The 16,911-nt window shown below is 55.8% G+C and carries 16 protein-coding genes and 1 tRNA gene; 13 read left to right on the top strand and 4 right to left on the bottom strand.

Features of this window, described 5'->3' with window-relative positions:
• Nucleotides 1–180: 180 nt before the first annotated feature.
• A tRNA-Leu gene (locus ACWB12_RS05805) sits at nt 181–266 on the bottom strand.
• Between the two features lie 150 nt (nt 267–416).
• Here ACWB12_RS05805 and ACWB12_RS05810 point away from each other — a divergent pair.
• From ACWB12_RS05810 to ACWB12_RS05860, 11 genes are all read left to right on the top strand, one after another.
• A complete protein-coding gene (locus ACWB12_RS05810) occupies nt 417–1,403 on the top strand; it encodes a complex I NDUFA9 subunit family protein (RefSeq protein WP_479529117.1) in 987 nt (328 codons plus the stop codon).
• Between the two features lie 22 nt (nt 1,404–1,425).
• Nucleotides 1,426–2,229, top strand: coding sequence for an undecaprenyl-diphosphate phosphatase (locus ACWB12_RS05815; protein ID WP_479529118.1), 804 nt, complete (start codon nt 1,426–1,428; stop codon nt 2,227–2,229).
• Between the two features lie 161 nt (nt 2,230–2,390).
• Complete coding sequence (locus ACWB12_RS05820) at nt 2,391–3,824, top strand: NAD(P)-dependent oxidoreductase (RefSeq protein ID WP_479529119.1); 1,434 nt, start codon at nt 2,391–2,393, stop codon at nt 3,822–3,824.
• Nucleotides 3,825–3,932: 108 nt separating this feature from the next.
• Nucleotides 3,933–4,358: a GFA family protein gene (locus ACWB12_RS05825; RefSeq protein ID WP_479529120.1), complete on the top strand. Its 426-nt coding sequence runs from the start codon at nt 3,933–3,935 to the stop codon at nt 4,356–4,358.
• Nucleotides 4,358–5,065 (top strand): hypothetical protein, encoded by a 708-nt coding sequence (locus ACWB12_RS05830; RefSeq protein WP_479529121.1) that lies wholly within the window; start codon nt 4,358–4,360, stop codon nt 5,063–5,065. Before ACWB12_RS05825 ends, ACWB12_RS05830 begins: the two co-directional genes overlap by 1 nt.
• A complete protein-coding gene (locus ACWB12_RS05835) occupies nt 5,065–5,829 on the top strand; it encodes a hypothetical protein (protein WP_479529122.1) in 765 nt (254 codons plus the stop codon). Before ACWB12_RS05830 ends, ACWB12_RS05835 begins: the two co-directional genes overlap by 1 nt.
• Complete coding sequence (gene gltB, locus ACWB12_RS05840; RefSeq protein ID WP_479529123.1) at nt 5,826–10,364, top strand: glutamate synthase large subunit; 4,539 nt, start codon at nt 5,826–5,828, stop codon at nt 10,362–10,364. Before ACWB12_RS05835 ends, gltB begins: the two co-directional genes overlap by 4 nt.
• Before the next feature lie 59 nt (nt 10,365–10,423).
• Nucleotides 10,424–11,173 (top strand): monofunctional biosynthetic peptidoglycan transglycosylase, encoded by a 750-nt coding sequence (gene mtgA, locus ACWB12_RS05845; protein ID WP_479529124.1) that lies wholly within the window; start codon nt 10,424–10,426, stop codon nt 11,171–11,173.
• Nucleotides 11,174–11,226: 53 nt separating this feature from the next.
• Entirely contained in the window at nt 11,227–11,892 is a 666-nt protein-coding gene (fzlA, locus tag ACWB12_RS05850) for an FtsZ-binding protein FzlA (RefSeq protein ID WP_479529125.1), read from the top strand.
• A 56-nt stretch (nt 11,893–11,948) separates the two neighbouring features.
• Nucleotides 11,949–12,926: a tRNA epoxyqueuosine(34) reductase QueG gene (gene queG, locus ACWB12_RS05855; RefSeq protein ID WP_479529132.1), complete on the top strand. Its 978-nt coding sequence runs from the start codon at nt 11,949–11,951 to the stop codon at nt 12,924–12,926.
• Complete coding sequence (locus tag ACWB12_RS05860) at nt 12,923–13,837, top strand: DMT family transporter (RefSeq protein ID WP_479529126.1); 915 nt, start codon at nt 12,923–12,925, stop codon at nt 13,835–13,837. The genes queG and ACWB12_RS05860 overlap by 4 nt, the downstream gene beginning before the upstream one ends.
• Before the next feature lie 10 nt (nt 13,838–13,847).
• Here the strand turns inward: ACWB12_RS05860 and ACWB12_RS05865 are convergent, their stop codons facing one another.
• From ACWB12_RS05865 to ACWB12_RS05875, 3 genes are read right to left on the bottom strand one after another with little or no spacing between them, the layout of a single operon-like run.
• Nucleotides 13,848–14,285 (bottom strand): hypothetical protein, encoded by a 438-nt coding sequence (locus ACWB12_RS05865; RefSeq protein ID WP_479529127.1) that lies wholly within the window; start codon nt 14,283–14,285, stop codon nt 13,848–13,850.
• Nucleotides 14,286–14,314: 29 nt separating this feature from the next.
• A complete protein-coding gene (locus tag ACWB12_RS05870) occupies nt 14,315–14,611 on the bottom strand; it encodes a Dabb family protein (RefSeq protein ID WP_479529128.1) in 297 nt (98 codons plus the stop codon).
• Between the two features lie 39 nt (nt 14,612–14,650).
• Nucleotides 14,651–15,520 carry a branched-chain amino acid aminotransferase gene (locus ACWB12_RS05875; protein WP_479529129.1) on the bottom strand — a complete coding sequence of 290 codons (870 nt, stop codon included), beginning with the start codon at nt 15,518–15,520 and terminating at the stop codon, nt 14,651–14,653.
• A gap of 182 nt (nt 15,521–15,702) precedes the next feature.
• Between ACWB12_RS05875 and ACWB12_RS05880 the strand changes: the two genes are divergently transcribed.
• Both ACWB12_RS05880 and ACWB12_RS05885 read left to right on the top strand, forming a co-directional pair.
• Nucleotides 15,703–16,206, top strand: coding sequence for a MarR family winged helix-turn-helix transcriptional regulator (locus ACWB12_RS05880; RefSeq protein ID WP_479529130.1), 504 nt, complete (start codon nt 15,703–15,705; stop codon nt 16,204–16,206).
• Entirely contained in the window at nt 16,203–16,910 is a 708-nt protein-coding gene (locus ACWB12_RS05885) for a response regulator (RefSeq protein ID WP_479529131.1), read from the top strand. Before ACWB12_RS05880 ends, ACWB12_RS05885 begins: the two co-directional genes overlap by 4 nt.
• Nucleotide 16,911 lies beyond the last annotated feature (1 nt).

Here is a 16,911-nt window from a genome sequence, read left to right on the forward strand (position 1 = left end):
ATTCGGATAATTGCATTTGGGGGTATCGCTTTCCTAACTTGGGGGTATTACCCCCACCGATACCCCCAATTAGCTGAGAAATGGGGGTATCGTATGTTCAGCTATGGAAACATAGATATAGAAAAACCGCTGGAAAATCAACGGTTTTGAGCAGATATGAGCATGTATGAGAAGATTTTTTGGTGCCCAGGAGAGGACTCGAACCTCCACATCCTTGCGAATACTAGCACCTGAAGCTAGCGCGTCTACCATTCCGCCACCTGGGCATATTATCAAGTGTCGTAGAGGGCGGATTATAGCGACTTTCGGGGGGTGTCAACGGGGTGTTAGTGCAAAAACCGTCAGCTGTGATCGTGACTTGTTCCCCGACCATGAAAAAGCTATTGAGAATGCAACGTTTAAGCGGAGGCTTTCCTATGTCCAAACTTGTCACTATTTACGGCGGTTCCGGTTTTGTCGGGCGCTATATTGCATTGCGGATGGCAAAGGCCGGTTGGCGCGTACGCGTTGCGGTCCGTCGCCCGAATGAAGCGTTGTTTGTGAAACCATTTGGTGTAGTCGGGCAGGTCGAACCGATTTTGTGCAATATCCGTGATGATGCTTCGGTTCGAGCGGCGCTGCGTGGAGCCGATGCTGTGGTGAACTGCGTGGGCATTCTGAACAACCGCGGGCGCAATAAATTTGATGCCGTGCAACATGAAGGGGCGGAGCGTATTGCCCGCCTTGCAGCGGTTGAAGGTGTAAAGCGCATGGTGCATCTGTCGGCGATTGGGGCGGATGCCGAGAGCGATAGTGACTATGCACGCTCCAAAGGGTTGGGCGAGGAAAGTGTGATGACGTATTTTCCGAGCGTCACTATATTACGCCCCTCTGTTGTTTTCGGGGTCGAGGACAAGTTTTTCAACAAGTTCGCGGGCATGACTGCGTTCAGTATGGTGCTGCCGCTGGTGGGCGGGAATACGAAATTTCAGCCGGTTTATGTTGATGATGTTGCCGCGGCTGCCGAGGCGGCATTAACGGGGGATGCCCCGACAGGGGTTTACGAGCTGGGTGGGCCCGAAGTGGAAACTTTGAAGGGGTTGGTTCAATTCATGCTGGGTGAAATCCAGCGCCGCCGTCTGGTGCTAAACCTGCCGTTCTTTGTCGGGCGGATCATGGGGTTCGGGTTTGACATGATGCAGACCCTGTCGATGGGACTGATCCCGAACAATATTCTGACCCGTGATCAGGTGCGTATGTTGCGCCATGATAATGTAATATCTGAGGGCGTGCGGGGCTTGGCCGATCTGGGGGTTAAACCCACGCCATACGAGGCTGTGGCGCCGGATTATTTGTGGCGGTTTCGCCCGTCTGGCGAATTTGCATCCATTAAGGAATCTGCCAAAAAGCTGCGGAACACCTGAGTTATAGATCAAAGGTAATGCAATGACTGACAGCACCACGCTGGTATCCCTGTTTCTGGGCGCACTAGAGGGATTAACCGAATTCCTACCGGTTTCATCAACCGGCCATCTACTGTTGGCCGGGCATTTTTTAGGGTTTGAATCGGCGGGTAAGACATTCGAGGTGGTGATACAGCTGGGGTCGGTGCTGGCGATTCTGACAATATATTCGGCCAAGCTTTGGTCGGTTTTCAGCACGGTAAACGACCCGCAATCGCGCCGCTTTATCTATTCGATCCTGATTGCATTTATGCCTGCTGTGGTGATTGGCGTATTGGCGCATGATTTTATCAAAGAGGTGTTGTTTGAATCACCGATGCTGATTTCGGTGATGCTTATCTTGGGTGGCTTTGTGTTGTTGTGGGTCGACCGTTTGCCGCTAAAACCGCGTTACCATGATGCGATGCAGTTTCCACTGAAGATGTCGTTAGTAATCGGATTTGTGCAAACTTTGGCAATGATTCCAGGGGTTTCGCGATCAGGTTCTACCATCGTTGGGTCGTTGTTGATGGGGGCGGATAAACGGGCTGCCGCTGAATTCTCATTCTTTTTGTCGATGCCGACAATGGCGGGGGCCTTTGCATATGATCTATATAAAAATCGTGATGTTTTGGATGCGGGTGCGTTGAATGAAATTGCCATCGGCTTTGTTATGGCCTTTGTTGTTGCGGTTTTGGTGGTCAAATGGCTGCTGGGGTATGTCAGCAAGAATGGCTATGCGCTGTTTGGTTGGTGGCGGATTATTGTCGGGACCGCTGCGATTATTGGCCTTGTTTTAATTGGCTAAATCAAAAAAGGTAAGTATGGCGTACCTTTTATTGCGAGTTGTGGCTAAACCCTCTGCGCGAAAGAGCAGAAAATATTATAATAGGTCAGGATTGGTGACTTTTCTTTTCCTGCAACTCTGTTTATTGGGTTGGTTCTGGTTAAAAAGACGGAGTCGGGACCTTGGCGAAACAACCTATGCTAAAGTTTGTGGATGTGAAACGGGATATGCCCGAGAAACGTGAAGCAATACTACGAAATCAGGATTTCCACGAGATTTACGCAGAGTTCGCCCGCGCCAAAGCCGAGGAGCAGGCGAGCCGATGCAGCCAATGCGGTGTGCCGTATTGCCAAACCCATTGTCCGTTGCATAACAACATTCCCGATTGGTTGCTAATGACCGCCGAGGGGCGGCTGAAAGAGGCATATGAGTTAAGTCAGGCCACCAACACATTCCCTGAAATATGTGGCCGGATTTGTCCGCAGGACCGTCTGTGCGAAGGCAATTGCGTGATTGAAAATTCCGGCCATGAAACCGTGACCATCGGGGCGGTTGAAAAATACATCACCGATACGGCGTGGGATAACGGCTGGGTCACACCGAACCTGCCGCATACAGAGCGCACAGAGTCGGTGGGCATCATCGGGGCTGGCCCCGGCGGGCTGGCGGCGGCGGATGTGCTGCGCCGCGCGGGTGTGCAAGTGGCGGTTTATGACCGCTATGATCGGGCGGGCGGGTTGCTGACCTATGGCATCCCTAGTTTCAAACTGGAGAAACCCGTGGTGATGCGCCGAATTGAGCAGTTGGAGCAAGCCGGCGTTCAGTTTGTGCTGAATTGCAACGTCGGGGATGACATCAGTTTTCAGGCCATTACAGGACAACATGATGCGGTGTTGATCGCCACAGGGGTCTATAAACCAAGGGATTTACAAGCGCCGGGTGTCGGGGCGGCTGGCGTGGTTCAGGCGCTGGATTACCTGACAGCGAGCAACAAAGTCAGCTTTGGTGACGAGGTGCCGCAATTCGTGAGCGGCGCGTTGAATGCAGCCGAAAAACGGGTGGTAGTGATTGGCGGTGGCGACACCGCGATGGACTGTGTGCGCACCGCTATCCGCCAAGGGGCGACCAGCGTGAAGTGCCTGTACCGGCGCGATAAGGCTAACATGCCAGGCAGTATGCGCGAGGTGCAGAATGCCGAAGAAGAGGGCGTTAAATTTATCTGGCAGACCGCACCAAACGGATTTATCGGCGATCCGGTTGAGGCTGTGAAGGTGCAGAAAATGCGCCTTGGGGCGCCTGATGCCACAGGTCGCCAAAGCCCCGAAGTGATCGAGGGTGCGGATTATAACGAACCTGCCGATCTGGTGGTTATGGCGCTAGGATTTTCGCCAGAAGAGCTGCCAACATTATGGGACGAGGATGCGTTGGAAGTAACGCGCTGGGGCACGATCAAAGCCGATTTCAAAACCCACGCAACCGAGATTGATGGGGTTTACGCCGTGGGTGACATCGTGCGCGGGGCAAGTCTGGTGGTGTGGGCAATCAGCGATGGGCGCGGGGCTGCAGGCTCGATTCTGGGTTATTTGAATAGCGTGGCGGATGTGGCTGCAGAGTAAAAAATAGCGACCCATAAACCGTATGGATAACGTATGGATTTTATACATACGGCGATACAGGCGCAAAAATAACAGGTCATCATTGGTGACGTAATAGCGGAGAGTGAAATGGACAGAACAGGAAAATGTTTATGCGGTGCGGTGCATTTTACTATCCGCGATCTGAACCCCGAGTTCGGCACCTGCCATTGCAAGATGTGCCAGCGCTGGGCGGGATCAGTCATGATGGGTCTGACGGTTCCGGCGGATACGGTTACGTTTGAAGGCGAGGAAAACATCGACCGATATAAATCATCCGACTGGGCCGAGCGGGCGTGGTGCAAAAAATGCGGATCCGGCATCTGGTATCGGGTGACAGCCGAGGGGCCGCATAGCGGTGAATATCATATGCCGATTGGTCTGCTGGATGACACATCCGGTCTGAAGATGGCCCGCGAGATTTTTGTCGATGTGAAACCTGATTGTGTGGCGCTGGAAGGCGAGCGCACGCGGCTGGACACGGCGGCTACCTTGGCAATGTTCGGAGCGTCATAATGAAAATATTGTACTTTTTGACCGCATTGGTTTTTTCTCCAATCGCGTCACATGCCGGCACATTCATCCCGCCCAAAGGGTGCACCGCATATCTAACGGTGCAGATGAAAAGTTGCGAGGTGTCGCATTACTGGACCTGTGAGGGAGACCCCGAGGGTAACCACTGGATCATGTCGATTGATGACGAGGGGCCGACTTTTTTGCAATATCTGGACCGTGAGTTTCGCTGGTTGCAGAGCTTCCCGCAGGGTGTGGATATTTCGCGCGAGTTGATCCCCGAGGAATCGGATGCCAATTCGATGACAGAGTTGTTTGAGACGCGGCGTGATGATTTCGATTTCCGGCAATCTGTGAAGCAGTTTGGCAAGCAAATTGCGGTGGAACGGATCACCGGATTTGACCGCCTGAACGGCACGCGCGTTACTATAGATGGTGAGCCGCTGTTGGTAACTGAATTCGAGATTTCCGTGCAGTCGGACAATGGCAGTGCAGTTGTGCACACCACAGGAAACCAGTTTGTCAGCGAGCGGTTTCGGCTGTTTTTTCAGGGGCGTGAAACTGAAACAGCAGGTGGCGAGACATTTCAATATGACGACACGCCAGTGTTGTTTATCGAGCCGGGCGAGGCCGGATTTCTGGTGGATCGGCCAGAGTTTGGCTGTGACGATATGATGTCGGCGTTGCCACCTTTGGAGCCACGCGGCTAATGCTGGAACTGACCCCTATAAAAACCGATAAACGGTTCCGGTTTTCCTATTATCAAGGGCAGTCGGATACGTTGGTGTTGTGTTGTTCGGGCGTGGGCACCAAGCGGGGCCAGATGCCGCCGTTCGAATTTATGAAGGCGGCGTCGGGGGGCGGGGCGCATTCGGTTTTGTTCATCTCGGATAAAACGCGCAGCTGGTTATCGGCGCCTGGGTTGCAGACCGAAATCGTCGAGTTGATGGAAACATTGATGGCGCGTCATACGCCAAAAGTGTTGGTTGCGATGGGCAGCAGCATGGGCGGGTTTATGGCGCTGAATCTGTCGCGGGTGCTGCCAACCGATGTAACCATCGCGTTCACGCCGCAGTATTCGGTTGATAAGGCGATCATGCCCGAGGAAACCCGCTGGCGGCATTTCCGTGACAAGGTGAAAAAATTCAATGTGCCCTGTGTTGAGAACTTGCCGCAGGATAACGGGCAACATTACGTGTTTCATGGTGGCGAGCAGGCAGAGCATATTCACTGGTCGCGGTTTCCTGTGCAGGAAAACCTGCGGCATTATATTTTTCCAGCGCAGGACCACAATATCGCCAAAGCGTTGAAAGAACAGGATTTGTTGGGGCCGATTATAGACGCCTGCATGTCTAACCACCCCCGCCAGCTTCGGGATTTGACCAAGCAGGCAGGCGGTGAGTGGCGGAATGAGAAAGCATATCAGCGGTGTCGGGAATTGCATCGCTATGAGGAAACCGGAGAGACGAAATGACCAAATATGATTCGGAATGGGCCAAAGGCGAAGAAGCAAAGCGGGCGTGGTTGGAAGACAACGGCATGTATTCCGCGGATGAGGAGCATTCTTCTTGCGGGGTCGGTCTGGTGGTGTCCATTGATGGTGTGGCCAGTCGCAAGGTGGTGGACAACGGCATCAACGCGCTAAAGGCGGTGTGGCATCGCGGGGCTGTGGATGCGGATGGCAAGACGGGTGATGGGGCCGGTATTTTACTGCAAATTCCGGCCAGATTTTTCTATGATCAGATCCGGCGCACCGGTCACGAGCCGCGGTTTGACGAGCTGATTGCCGTGGGGCAGGTTTTTCTGCCACGCGAGGATTTTGGCGCGCAGGAAACCTGCCGGACCATCGTTGAAACCGAAGTTTTGCGGATGGGGTATTACATTTACGGCTGGCGTCAGGTTCCGGTTTCTGTGGGCTGTCTGGGCGATAAGGCTGACGCGACCCGCCCCGAGATCGAGCAAATTCTGATTTCAAATTCCAAGGGTGTGGACGAGGATACATTCGAGCGCGAGCTGTATGTGATCCGTCGCCGGATTGAAAAAGCTGCGTCCGAGGCGCAGATTAATGGGTTGTATCTGTGCTCGCTTTCGTGCCGGTCGATCATTTACAAAGGTATGATGCTGGCCGAGCAGGTGGCCGAGTTTTACCCCGATCTGATGGACGAACGGTTCGAGAGTGCGTTTGCGATTTATCATCAGCGTTACTCCACCAACACGTTCCCGCAGTGGTGGCTGGCGCAACCGTTCCGCATGTTGGCGCATAACGGCGAAATCAACACGCTGAAGGGCAATGTGAACTGGATGAAGAGCCATGAAATTCGCATGGCATCCGGTGCGTTTGGAGACCTAGCCGAAGATATCAAGCCAATCATTTCCAATGGGTCCAGCGACAGTGCGGCGTTGGATTCGGTGTTCGAGGTGCTGGTGCGTGCGGGGCGTAATGCGCCGATGGCCAAGACCATGCTGGTGCCCGAAAGCTGGAGCAAACAGGCGGTCGAATTGCCGCAAAGTTGGCGCGATATGTATAGTTATTGCAATTCGGTGATGGAGCCGTGGGACGGCCCCGCCGCATTGGCGATGACCGACGGGCGCTGGGTTTGCGCCGGTCTGGACCGTAATGGTTTGCGCCCGATGCGCTATGTGGTCACCGGTGACGGGCTGGTGATGGCCGGTTCCGAGGCGGGCATGGTGCCAACGGATGAGGCGACTGTTGTGCGCAAAGGGGCGCTTGGCCCGGGCCAAATGATTGCTGTCGATATGAAAGAGGGCAAGCTGTTCAAGGACACCGAGCTAAAGAACAAGCTGGCCGCGAGCCAGCCGTTTGACGACTGGGTAGGCCGGATCACAGATATGGAAGACACGCTGGCGGGCATGAGCGAGGCGCCGGTTTTCGAGGGGGCCGAGCTGCGCAAGCGCCAGATCGCGGCGGGCTACTCAATAGAGGAACTGGAGCAGATTCTTGCGCCGATGGCCGAAGATGGCAAAGAGGTTTTGGCCAGCATGGGCGATGACACGCCATCAGCTGTGCTGTCAGAAAAATATCGCCCGCTGTCTCATTTTTTCCGGCAGAACTTTAGTCAGGTGACCAACCCGCCGATTGACAGTTTGCGCGAATACAGGGTGATGAGCCTGAAAACACGGTTCGGCAATCTGAAAAATGTGTTGGATGAAAGCAGCAGCCAGACCGAAATCCTGGTGCTGGAGAGTCCCTTTGTCGGCAATGCGCAATTCGCGGGTTTGCTGGATCATCTGGGCGATTCTGTCGCTGCAGTCGATTGCACTTATGATGCCGATGGTGGCGAAGGTGCGCTGAATGATGGCCTTGCGCGGATCTGTAGCGAGGTCGAGGACGCGGTGCGTTCGGGTGCGGGCCATATCGTGTTAACCGACGAACAACAAGACGAGGACCGCGTGGCGATGCCGATGATTTTGGCAACCTCTGCGGTGCATTCGTGGCTAACGCGCAAAGGTCTGCGCACCTTTTGTTCGATCAATGTGCGGTCCGCCGAGTGTATTGATCCGCACTATTTTGCCGTGCTGATTGGGTGCGGTGCGACCGTGGTGAATGCCTATCTGGCCGAAGACAGTTTGGCCGACCGGATCGCGCGTGGATTGCTGGATTGTAGCCTGACAACGGCTGTGGCGCGGTATCGTCAGGCGATTGACGCGGGGCTGCTGAAAATTATGGCGAAGATGGGGATCAGTGTGATTTCATCCTATCGCGGTGGTCTGAATTTTGAGGCGGTGGGCCTGTCGCGCGCGATGGTTGCCGAATATTTCCCCGGTATGATGAGCCGGATTTCGGGCATTGGTCTGCACGGTATCCAGCGCAAGTTGAACAAGGTGCATGCGCTGGGCTGGCGCGGTGGGCAGGATGTTCTGCCAATCGGCGGCTTTTACAAAGCGCGGCGCACGGGTGAAACCCACGCGTGGACCGCCAATAATATGCATCTGATGCAATCGGCTTGTGATCAGGCGTCGTATGAATTGTGGAAGCGTTATTCCACGGCGATGCAATCAAATCCACCGATCAATCTGCGTGATTTGATGGATTTCAAGGCCATCGGCAATGCGATTCCGATTGAGGAGGTCGAGAGCATTACAGCCATTCGCAAACGGTTCGTCACACCGGGCATGTCACTGGGCGCGCTTAGCCCCGAGGCGCATAAACTGCTGAATGTGGCGATGAACCGGATTGGCGCGAAATCTGACAGTGGCGAGGGTGGCGAAGACCCCGCGCATTTCGTACCCGAGGCCAACGGCGACAATCCATCGGCGAAAATCAAGCAGGTGGCGTCGGGGCGTTTTGGCGTCACGGCGGAGTATCTGAACCAGTGTGAAGAGCTTGAGATCAAGGTTGCTCAAGGGGCCAAACCCGGTGAGGGTGGGCAGCTGCCGGGAATGAAAGTGACCGAGCTGATTGCGCGGCTGCGCCATTCCACGGTCGGGGTGACGTTGATTTCGCCACCGCCGCACCACGATATTTATAGCATCGAGGATCTGGCCCAGCTGATTTACGATCTGAAGCAGATCAACCCGCGCGCCAAGGTGACGGTGAAACTGGTGGCGTCCAGCGGCGTTGGCACGATTGCGGCGGGTGTGGTCAAGGCCAAGGCCGATGTGATCCTGATTTCGGGCCACAACGGCGGCACCGGCGCCAGCCCCGCGACCAGCATTAAATATGCGGGCCTGCCGTGGGAAATGGGCCTGACCGAAGCGCATCAGGTGTTGGCGATGAACAACCTGCGCGAGCGGGTGACGCTGCGCACCGATGGGGGTCTGCGCACCGGCCGCGACATTGTGATGGCGGCGATGATGGGGGCCGAGGAATACGGCATCGGCACCGCGGCGCTGATTTCGATGGGCTGTATTATGGTGCGCCAATGCCAGAGCAACACTTGCCCCGTCGGGGTTTGCACGCAGGACGAACGGTTGCGGGCGAAATTCACCGGCACGGCGGATAAGGTGGTGAACCTGATCACGTTCTACGCCCAAGAAGTGCGCGAGATATTGGCCAGTATCGGGGCGCGGTCACTGGACGAGGTGATCGGGCGGGCGGATTTGCTGTCGCAGGTCAGCCGTGGGTCGGCGCATCTGGACGATCTGGATTTGAACCCGTTGCTGATTTCTGTCGATGCGGGCGAGGCGATCAAATATGATCGTGACAAGCCGCGCAACGAGGTGCCGGATACGCTGGATGCCGAGATCGTCAAGGATGCGGCGCGGTTTCTGAATGACGGTGAAAAGATGCAGCTGCATTATGCGGTGCAGAACACGCATCGCACCATCGGCACGCGGGTTTCCAGCCATATCGTGCAGAATTTCGGGATGCGCAATTCGTTGCAGCCGGACCATTTGACGGTGAAACTGACGGGGTCTGCAGGTCAGTCGTTGGGCGCGTTTGCGGCCCCGGGGCTGAAGCTGGAAGTATCGGGTGATGCCAATGATTACGTGGGTAAGGGATTATCGGGGGCAACGATTGTGGTGCGCCCGCCTATGGTCAGCCCGCTGGTGGCGTCGGAAAACACCATCATCGGCAACACGGTCTTGTACGGCGCAACCGATGGCTATCTGTTTGCGGCGGGCCGCGCGGGTGAACGGTTTGCGGTGCGCAATTCCGGCGCATCCGTGGTGGTCGAGGGTTGCGGCACATGCGGATGTGAATACATGACCGGCGGTGTGGCCGTTATTCTGGGCCGGATCGGTGCGAACTTTGGCGCGGGCATGTCTGGCGGGATGGCGTATTTGTATGACCCTGACGGGTTGGCGCATGACCTGATGAACCACGAAACGCTGGTGACGTGTCCGGTGACTGTGGATCATTGGGAGGCCGAGCTGAAAGGGCTGATCGAGCGCCATGTGACCGAGACCGGCAGCCTGAAAGCGACTGAAATCCTGCGGTATTGGGATAAGGAGCGGGGTAATTTCATACAGGTTTGCCCGAAGGAAATGCTGCCGAATATTTCGCACTCGCTGGGGATTGAAGAGACGGCAATTCCGGCTGAATAATAGGGTAGTCGTGTGCGTGGGGGTTGACCTGCCCCTGTGCGGCGTGGCTATGGTTTCGTGTGGCTAAAACAACGAAAAAGAAACCCGCGGCATCGAAGAAGCCGAAGAAGGTCGTGCCAGAGTTGCGTGCATCCATCCGGCCGTTGCGCTGGGTGATGAAATGGGTGTTTCGGGGGGGGTTGGCCGTGGTTGTGTTGGTACTATTTTCCGTGTTTTTCTATTCCGTCGTGAACCCGCCAACCACGCCTTACATCATGTCGGAAGCCCGACGGTTGGACGGGGTGGACCGCGTGTGGGTCCCGATTGAAGAAGTGTCGCCATTTATGGCGCGGTCCGTCGTTGCGGCAGAAGATGCAAATTTCTGCAATCACTGGGGCTTTGACATGGTCGCCATTCGCGCCGCCTTGAATGAGGGCAGCGGGCGCGGCGCATCTACGATCAGCCAGCAGGTGGTCAAGAATGCCTACCTGTGGCAAGGGCGCAGTTGGACCCGCAAGGCGCTGGAGGCATTGATGACGCCGCTGGTCGAGGCGTTCTGGTCTAAGCGCCGGATTTTAGAGGTTTATTTGAACGTTGCCGAATTTGACGAAGGGGTGTTTGGCGTCGAGGCTGCCGCGCGGCATTACTTTGGCGTCGGCCCTGAAAACCTGACCGCCTTGCAAGCGGCGCGGCTGGCGGCGATCTTGCCTGATCCAAAGGGCCGGTCGGCTTCAAAACCGTCGGCGCAGGTGCGCAGGCGGACCAAAGCGATCATCAGCGGTGCGGCAACCATCCGCGCGGATGGACGGGCCGCGTGCTTTGAGGATTGATATTTGCGACCAATCGCGGCTAATAGAGAAAGAAAAAACCGAGTGGTATTACAATGAACCGACTTTTCCATGTGCCGTTGTCCCCCTATTGCCGCAAGGTGCGCCTGTCGCTGGCGGAAAAGAAGATCGAGGTTGAACTGGTCGAGGAAAAATACTGGGAACAGGACGCCGATTTTATGCGCCGGAACCCTGCAGGCAAAGTGCCGGTTTTGAAACTGGACGGGATGACGATGGCCGAATCTGCGCCGATTTGTGAATACTTGGAAGAGGTATATCCGACACCATCCCTGATGCCCAAAGATGCCAAAGAGCGTTTTGAGGTGCGCCGTTTGGTCAGCTGGTTTGATGACAAGTTCCATCAAGAGGTGACATCAAAACTGCTGTATGAGCGGGTCAACAAGAAGGTGATGGGACTGGGGTATCCGGATAGCAAGAACATCAAAGCGGGTGCGCGCAAGATCAAGTTTCATCTGGATTATATGGGCTGGCTGCTGGATCAGCGGCGTTGGCTGGCGGGCAACCAGATGACGCTGGCGGATTTCGCGGCGGCAGCGCATCTATCGTCGCTGGATTACATTTCGGATGTGGATTGGAACCGTAATGAAAACGTCAAGGACTGGTATGCCAAGATCAAGTCACGTCCGGCGTTCCGTTCGATTCTGGCGGATCAGGTCTCAGGGTTCCCACCACCGGTGCATTACACGGATCTGGATTTTTGACGGCTGCGCTAAAGGCGCGACTGTTTGATTTCGCCCACGCGGAAGGGTTTTCCAACATGGGGGTGTGCCGCACCTCGGATGTGCCGCAAATCGCCGAGCGCTTGAAAACCTATGTTGAAAAAGGGCGACATGGCCAGATGGGCTGGATGGCCGAGCGGATGAACTGGCGCGGCAGCCCACAGGATTTATGGCCCGAGGCGAAATCAGTGATTATGCTGGCCGAACCCTATACGCCAGATCACGATCCGATGGAGGTGATCGGCATGTCGGATCGCGGTGCGATTTCGGTTTATGCGCAGAACCGTGATTACCATGACATTGTCAAAAAGCGGCTAAAGCGGGTCGGGCGCTGGTTACTGGAGCAGGCACCGGGTGAGCAGATCAAGGTGTTCGTTGATACGGCCCCGGTGATGGAAAAACCGCTGGCGCAGGCGGCGGGGCTGGGATGGCAGGGCAAGCATACCAATCTGGTGGGGCGTGATCTGGGCAGCTGGTTTTTTCTGGGCTCGATTTTTACCACGATAGAATTGCCTGTGGACGGGGCCGAGCCGGAAAATTGCGGCAGTTGCACCGCCTGTCTGGATGTCTGCCCGACGGATGCGTTTCCAGCACCTTATCAGTTGGATGCGCGGCGCTGCATTTCCTATCTGACGATTGAACATGACGGGCCGGTGGACGAGGAATTCCGTCCGCTGTTGGGCAACCGGATTTACGGTTGCGACGATTGTCTGGCGGTGTGCCCGTGGAACAAATTTGCAGCCGAGGCCCGCGAGATGCGATACGTGGCGCGGGCCGATCTGGTTGCGCCAAAGCTGGCAGAACTGGCGGTTCTGGATGATGCGGCATTTCGGGCGATGTTTTCCGGTAGTCCGGTCAAACGGATCAAGCGCGGGCGGTTTGTGCGCAACGTGCTGTATGCGATTGGCAATTCTGGCGATAGGACTTTGCGCGAGGTGGCCGTTGGATTGGTGGAGGACGCGGACGCGGTGGTGGCCGATGCGGCGCGCTGGGCCGTCACACGGTTAACACCATGAAACCTGCACGGGGCATACTGCTGATCGTGCTGGCGGTCACGGTGTTTTCGATACAGTCGGGATTAGTCAAAGCCGCCGACAGGGTGCCTGCGGGCCAAGCGGTATTTTTCCGGTCCGCCTGTGCGTTACCAGTGGTTTTTATCTGGCTGTGGTTGCGCGGGGATATAGCGCATGGATTACGCACGCATAATTACCGCGGCCATATCATGCGCAGCGTGGCGGGAACGATGGCGATGGGGTTGGGGTTTGCCGGATTGAAATTCTTGCCCTTGCCCGAAGTGACAGCGCTGCGGTTTGTCACGCCAATTCTGATCGTCATCTTTGCAGCCATTTTGCTGGGAGAGCGAATCAGACTGGTGCGCATTGCGGCAGTTGCGATGGGGTTGGTCGGGGTGTTGATCATCCTGTGGCCACGTTTGGGAGAAGGGCTGGCAGGCGGGGGGCAGCGTGAAATGATCGGGGCTGGGATGGTACTGGGATCAGCCTCTTTTGCCGCCTTTGCGCAGATATTTATCAAACGCATGGCGTCGGTCGAAACTACAGCGGCGATTGTGTTTTACTTCTCAATGACATCGCTGAGCTTGTCGCTGTTATCAGCGCCGTTTGGCTGGGTTTGGCCGACGGACACCGAGTGGGCGTTACTGGTCGGCATGGGTTTTGTTGGTGGTCTGGGGCAGGTCTTGTTGACCAGCAGTTACAGGTTTGCCGATGCGTCCACTTTGGCGCCCTTTACCTATGTGTCGATGATCTGGGCGCTGATAATCGGCTATTTTGTCTTTGAAGAAGTGCCAACAGGGATGATGCTGGCTGGTGCCGCGCTGGTTATTTTATCGGGCGTAGCGATTGTGCTGCGCGAGCGCCAGCTGGGCAAAGGGCGCGCCGCAATGCGTAATGTCGCACAGCCAAAGTAACAATGTGGCTTTAGCTTCGCGGTTTTGCCGCCATCTGATACATCCGGTAAACCGCGATAGCGCCGTTAATGCTGTCTGCCGCCTTGCTGATGCGGGTTGGCCCCAGTGTGTTTCGCCCTACCTTATAGGTAATTGTAACGGCGTCATTCGTCGCTACATCCTTGAAAACCAACCGCACCACGACACCATGCGCCCCAAAAGCCTGATGAATTGCATTTGATAAATCCCGCTTGGTAAAGTTTTTCTCGCGCCCCGTGCCCCAATGAATAATTGCAACGATTTCGTTGGAAATGGCGGTACCGTTATAGATCGCTTCGTCGTTCAGGGTGCGGGCAAGCGGGCGCAATGCCGGATTTCTGGTGATTTGGTAGGCAATGACAGACGTGGTCGCGGGCAGGGCCACGACAAGGACAATTGCAATCAGGATCGAACTGTTTTTAATTTTCATAATGCCCCCACCTTATGTTGTGGGGGTTTTTATTTGGTGAACGGTGCTACAAAATCAGCGGCGATGCGCAATTCCCGCAAGGGGCGGACCAGATCAATAGATTTCTGGTACAGCGGGTGGGATTTGTAGGCGTCCAGCGCGCCCTGATCTGCGAACTCGCCATAGACCACAACGTCAACTTCGCCAGATAGCGTGTCGGAATGGATGTTGGGTTCAATTTCAAGCGTTGACGCGTGGGGGATATCCTTGAGGATGCGTAATCCTGCCAGAATATCCCCAATGTCGTCTTTGTTTTTCGCGCTGAAAAACACAATGTGCCGTATCATTACGGGCCTCACTTTGGGGACTAAGAATAGGGGCGGGGGTTATTCCCGCACCAGTTTCTCGTAATCCGCCGCGATGTCGCGTGCAAGGGCGCCGACCTCGAAATTATAGTCGCCGATCTGGCCCACAGGGGTGACTTCGGCGGCGGTGCCGGTCAGCCAGCATTGCTCGAAGCCTTCCAATTCGTCCGGCATGATGTGGCGCTCGTGCACTTTGATGCCCTTGTCTTGCAACAGGCCGATCACGGTCTGGCGGGTTATCCCGTTCAGAAAACAGTCGGGCGTCGGGGTGTGGACCTCGCCGTCTTTGACGAAAAAGATGTTGGCGCCGGTCGCTTCGGCCACATAGCCGCGGTAGTCGAACATCATTGCGTCAGAACAGCCCTTTGCCTCGGCGGTGTGTTTGGACATGGTGCAGATCATGTAAAGGCCAGCGGCCTTGGCCTGGCAGGGGATGGTTTCGGGCGATGGGCGTTTCCATTTGGAAATATCCAGCTTTGCGCCCTTGGTTTTGGCGTCGCCATAATATGCACCCCATTCCCACGCGGCAACGGCCAGATGGACGGGATTGCGGGCTGATGCGACACCCATATCTTGGCCAGCGCCACGCCATGCGAGGGCGCGAACATAGCCGTCCTTAAGGCGCGCGGCGCGTAGAACCTGCTGCTTGACCCCTTCGATTTCCTCCACCGTCCACGGGATTTCAAAGTCGATCAGATTGGCAGAGCGGATCAGCCGTTCGGAATGCTCGCGGCTTTTGAAAATCTTGCCGTTATAGGCGCGTTCGCCCTCGAAAACAGATGAGGCATAGTGCATGGCGTGGGTCAGGATATGGACTTTGGCATCGCGCCAACGCACCATCATCCCGTCCATCCAGATCGTTCCGTCGCGGTTATCATATGCGTCCGTCATGGCCTTGTCCTTTCTGATCATCGCCGTTCCGCGACTGATATTTTGCATAAGTTGCGCAATATAGGGCCGATTAGGACATAATATTGCGCAAAATCTGTGGATTGTTACGAATTGATTCTTGGAAAGTCAACAACACTGACGTAAAATCAGCCAAACAGTTAGAAAATGTGATCGGGGGAATAATGGGGCAGGAGGCAAGATCAGGGGGCGAGGCGCTGTTGTTCCTGACGGACGAACAATTGCGCAAAGGGATCGAGGCGATGTTTTTCGCCTATCGCGGTTTTACGGCGGACCCTGACCGGATTTTGGACCAATATGCCTATGGGCGGGCGCACCACCGCGCGGTGCATTTTATCCATCGCAGCCCCGGCACCACCGTGAACAATCTGCTGGGCATTCTGGGCGTGACCAAACAATCATTGAACCGCGTGCTGCGCACCTTGATCGAGGACGGTCTGGTCGAGAGCCGCGTGGGAACACGGGACAAACGCGAGCGTCATTTGTTTTTGACTGAGGAGGGTGCGACACTGGAGCGTGAATTATCGGATGCACAACGCAAGCGGATGCGCGATGCTTATCGCGTTGTGGGCCCCGAGGCGGTAACAGGATTTCGCAAGGTGTTAGAGGCGATGATGGAGCCGGAATTGCGCCGGTATTTCAAAGCGTTGAAGGATGCAGAGACATGAGTGAACTTCTAGAATCCCACCTGCTGATCGTAGATGATGATGAACGGATTCGCGGGCTGTTGCAAAAATTCCTGATCCGGCAGGGATTCTGGGTGACATCCGCGCGTGACGCGGAACACGCAAGGCGCGTTTTGGCGGGGCTGGAATTTGACATGATTGTGATGGACGTGATGATGCCCGGCGAAGACGGCATCAGCCTGACCCGCAGTTTGCGCAGCGACAAGATCAGTACCCCGATCCTGCTGTTGACCGCCAAGGGCGAGACCGAGGACCGGATTTCGGGCCTTGAGGCTGGCGCAGATGATTATCTGGCCAAACCGTTCGAGCCAAAGGAGTTGCTGCTGCGGATCAACGCGATACTGCGGCGGGTTCCGGCAGACACGGCGTTGAATGCGGGGCCGAAGGTGCTGCACCTTGGGCCTGTGCGCTATAACGTGGAGCGCGGCGAGATGTGGCGCGGCGAAGATCTGGTTCGGCTGACGGCGACGGAATCCTCGTTGATGAAGATTTTCTCAAGTTGTGTGAATGAACCTGTGAGCCGTGCCAAACTGGTCGAGGATCTGGGCCGTGATACCGGCCAAGCGCAAGAACGCGCGGTGGATGTTCAGATCACGCGGCTACGGCGCAAGATCGAAGAAGACCCGAAACAGCCACGTTATCTGCAAACCGTGCGCGGGGCGGGATATATGCTGGCGCCGGAATAGG

This window comes from Profundibacter sp. (assembly GCF_056498605.1).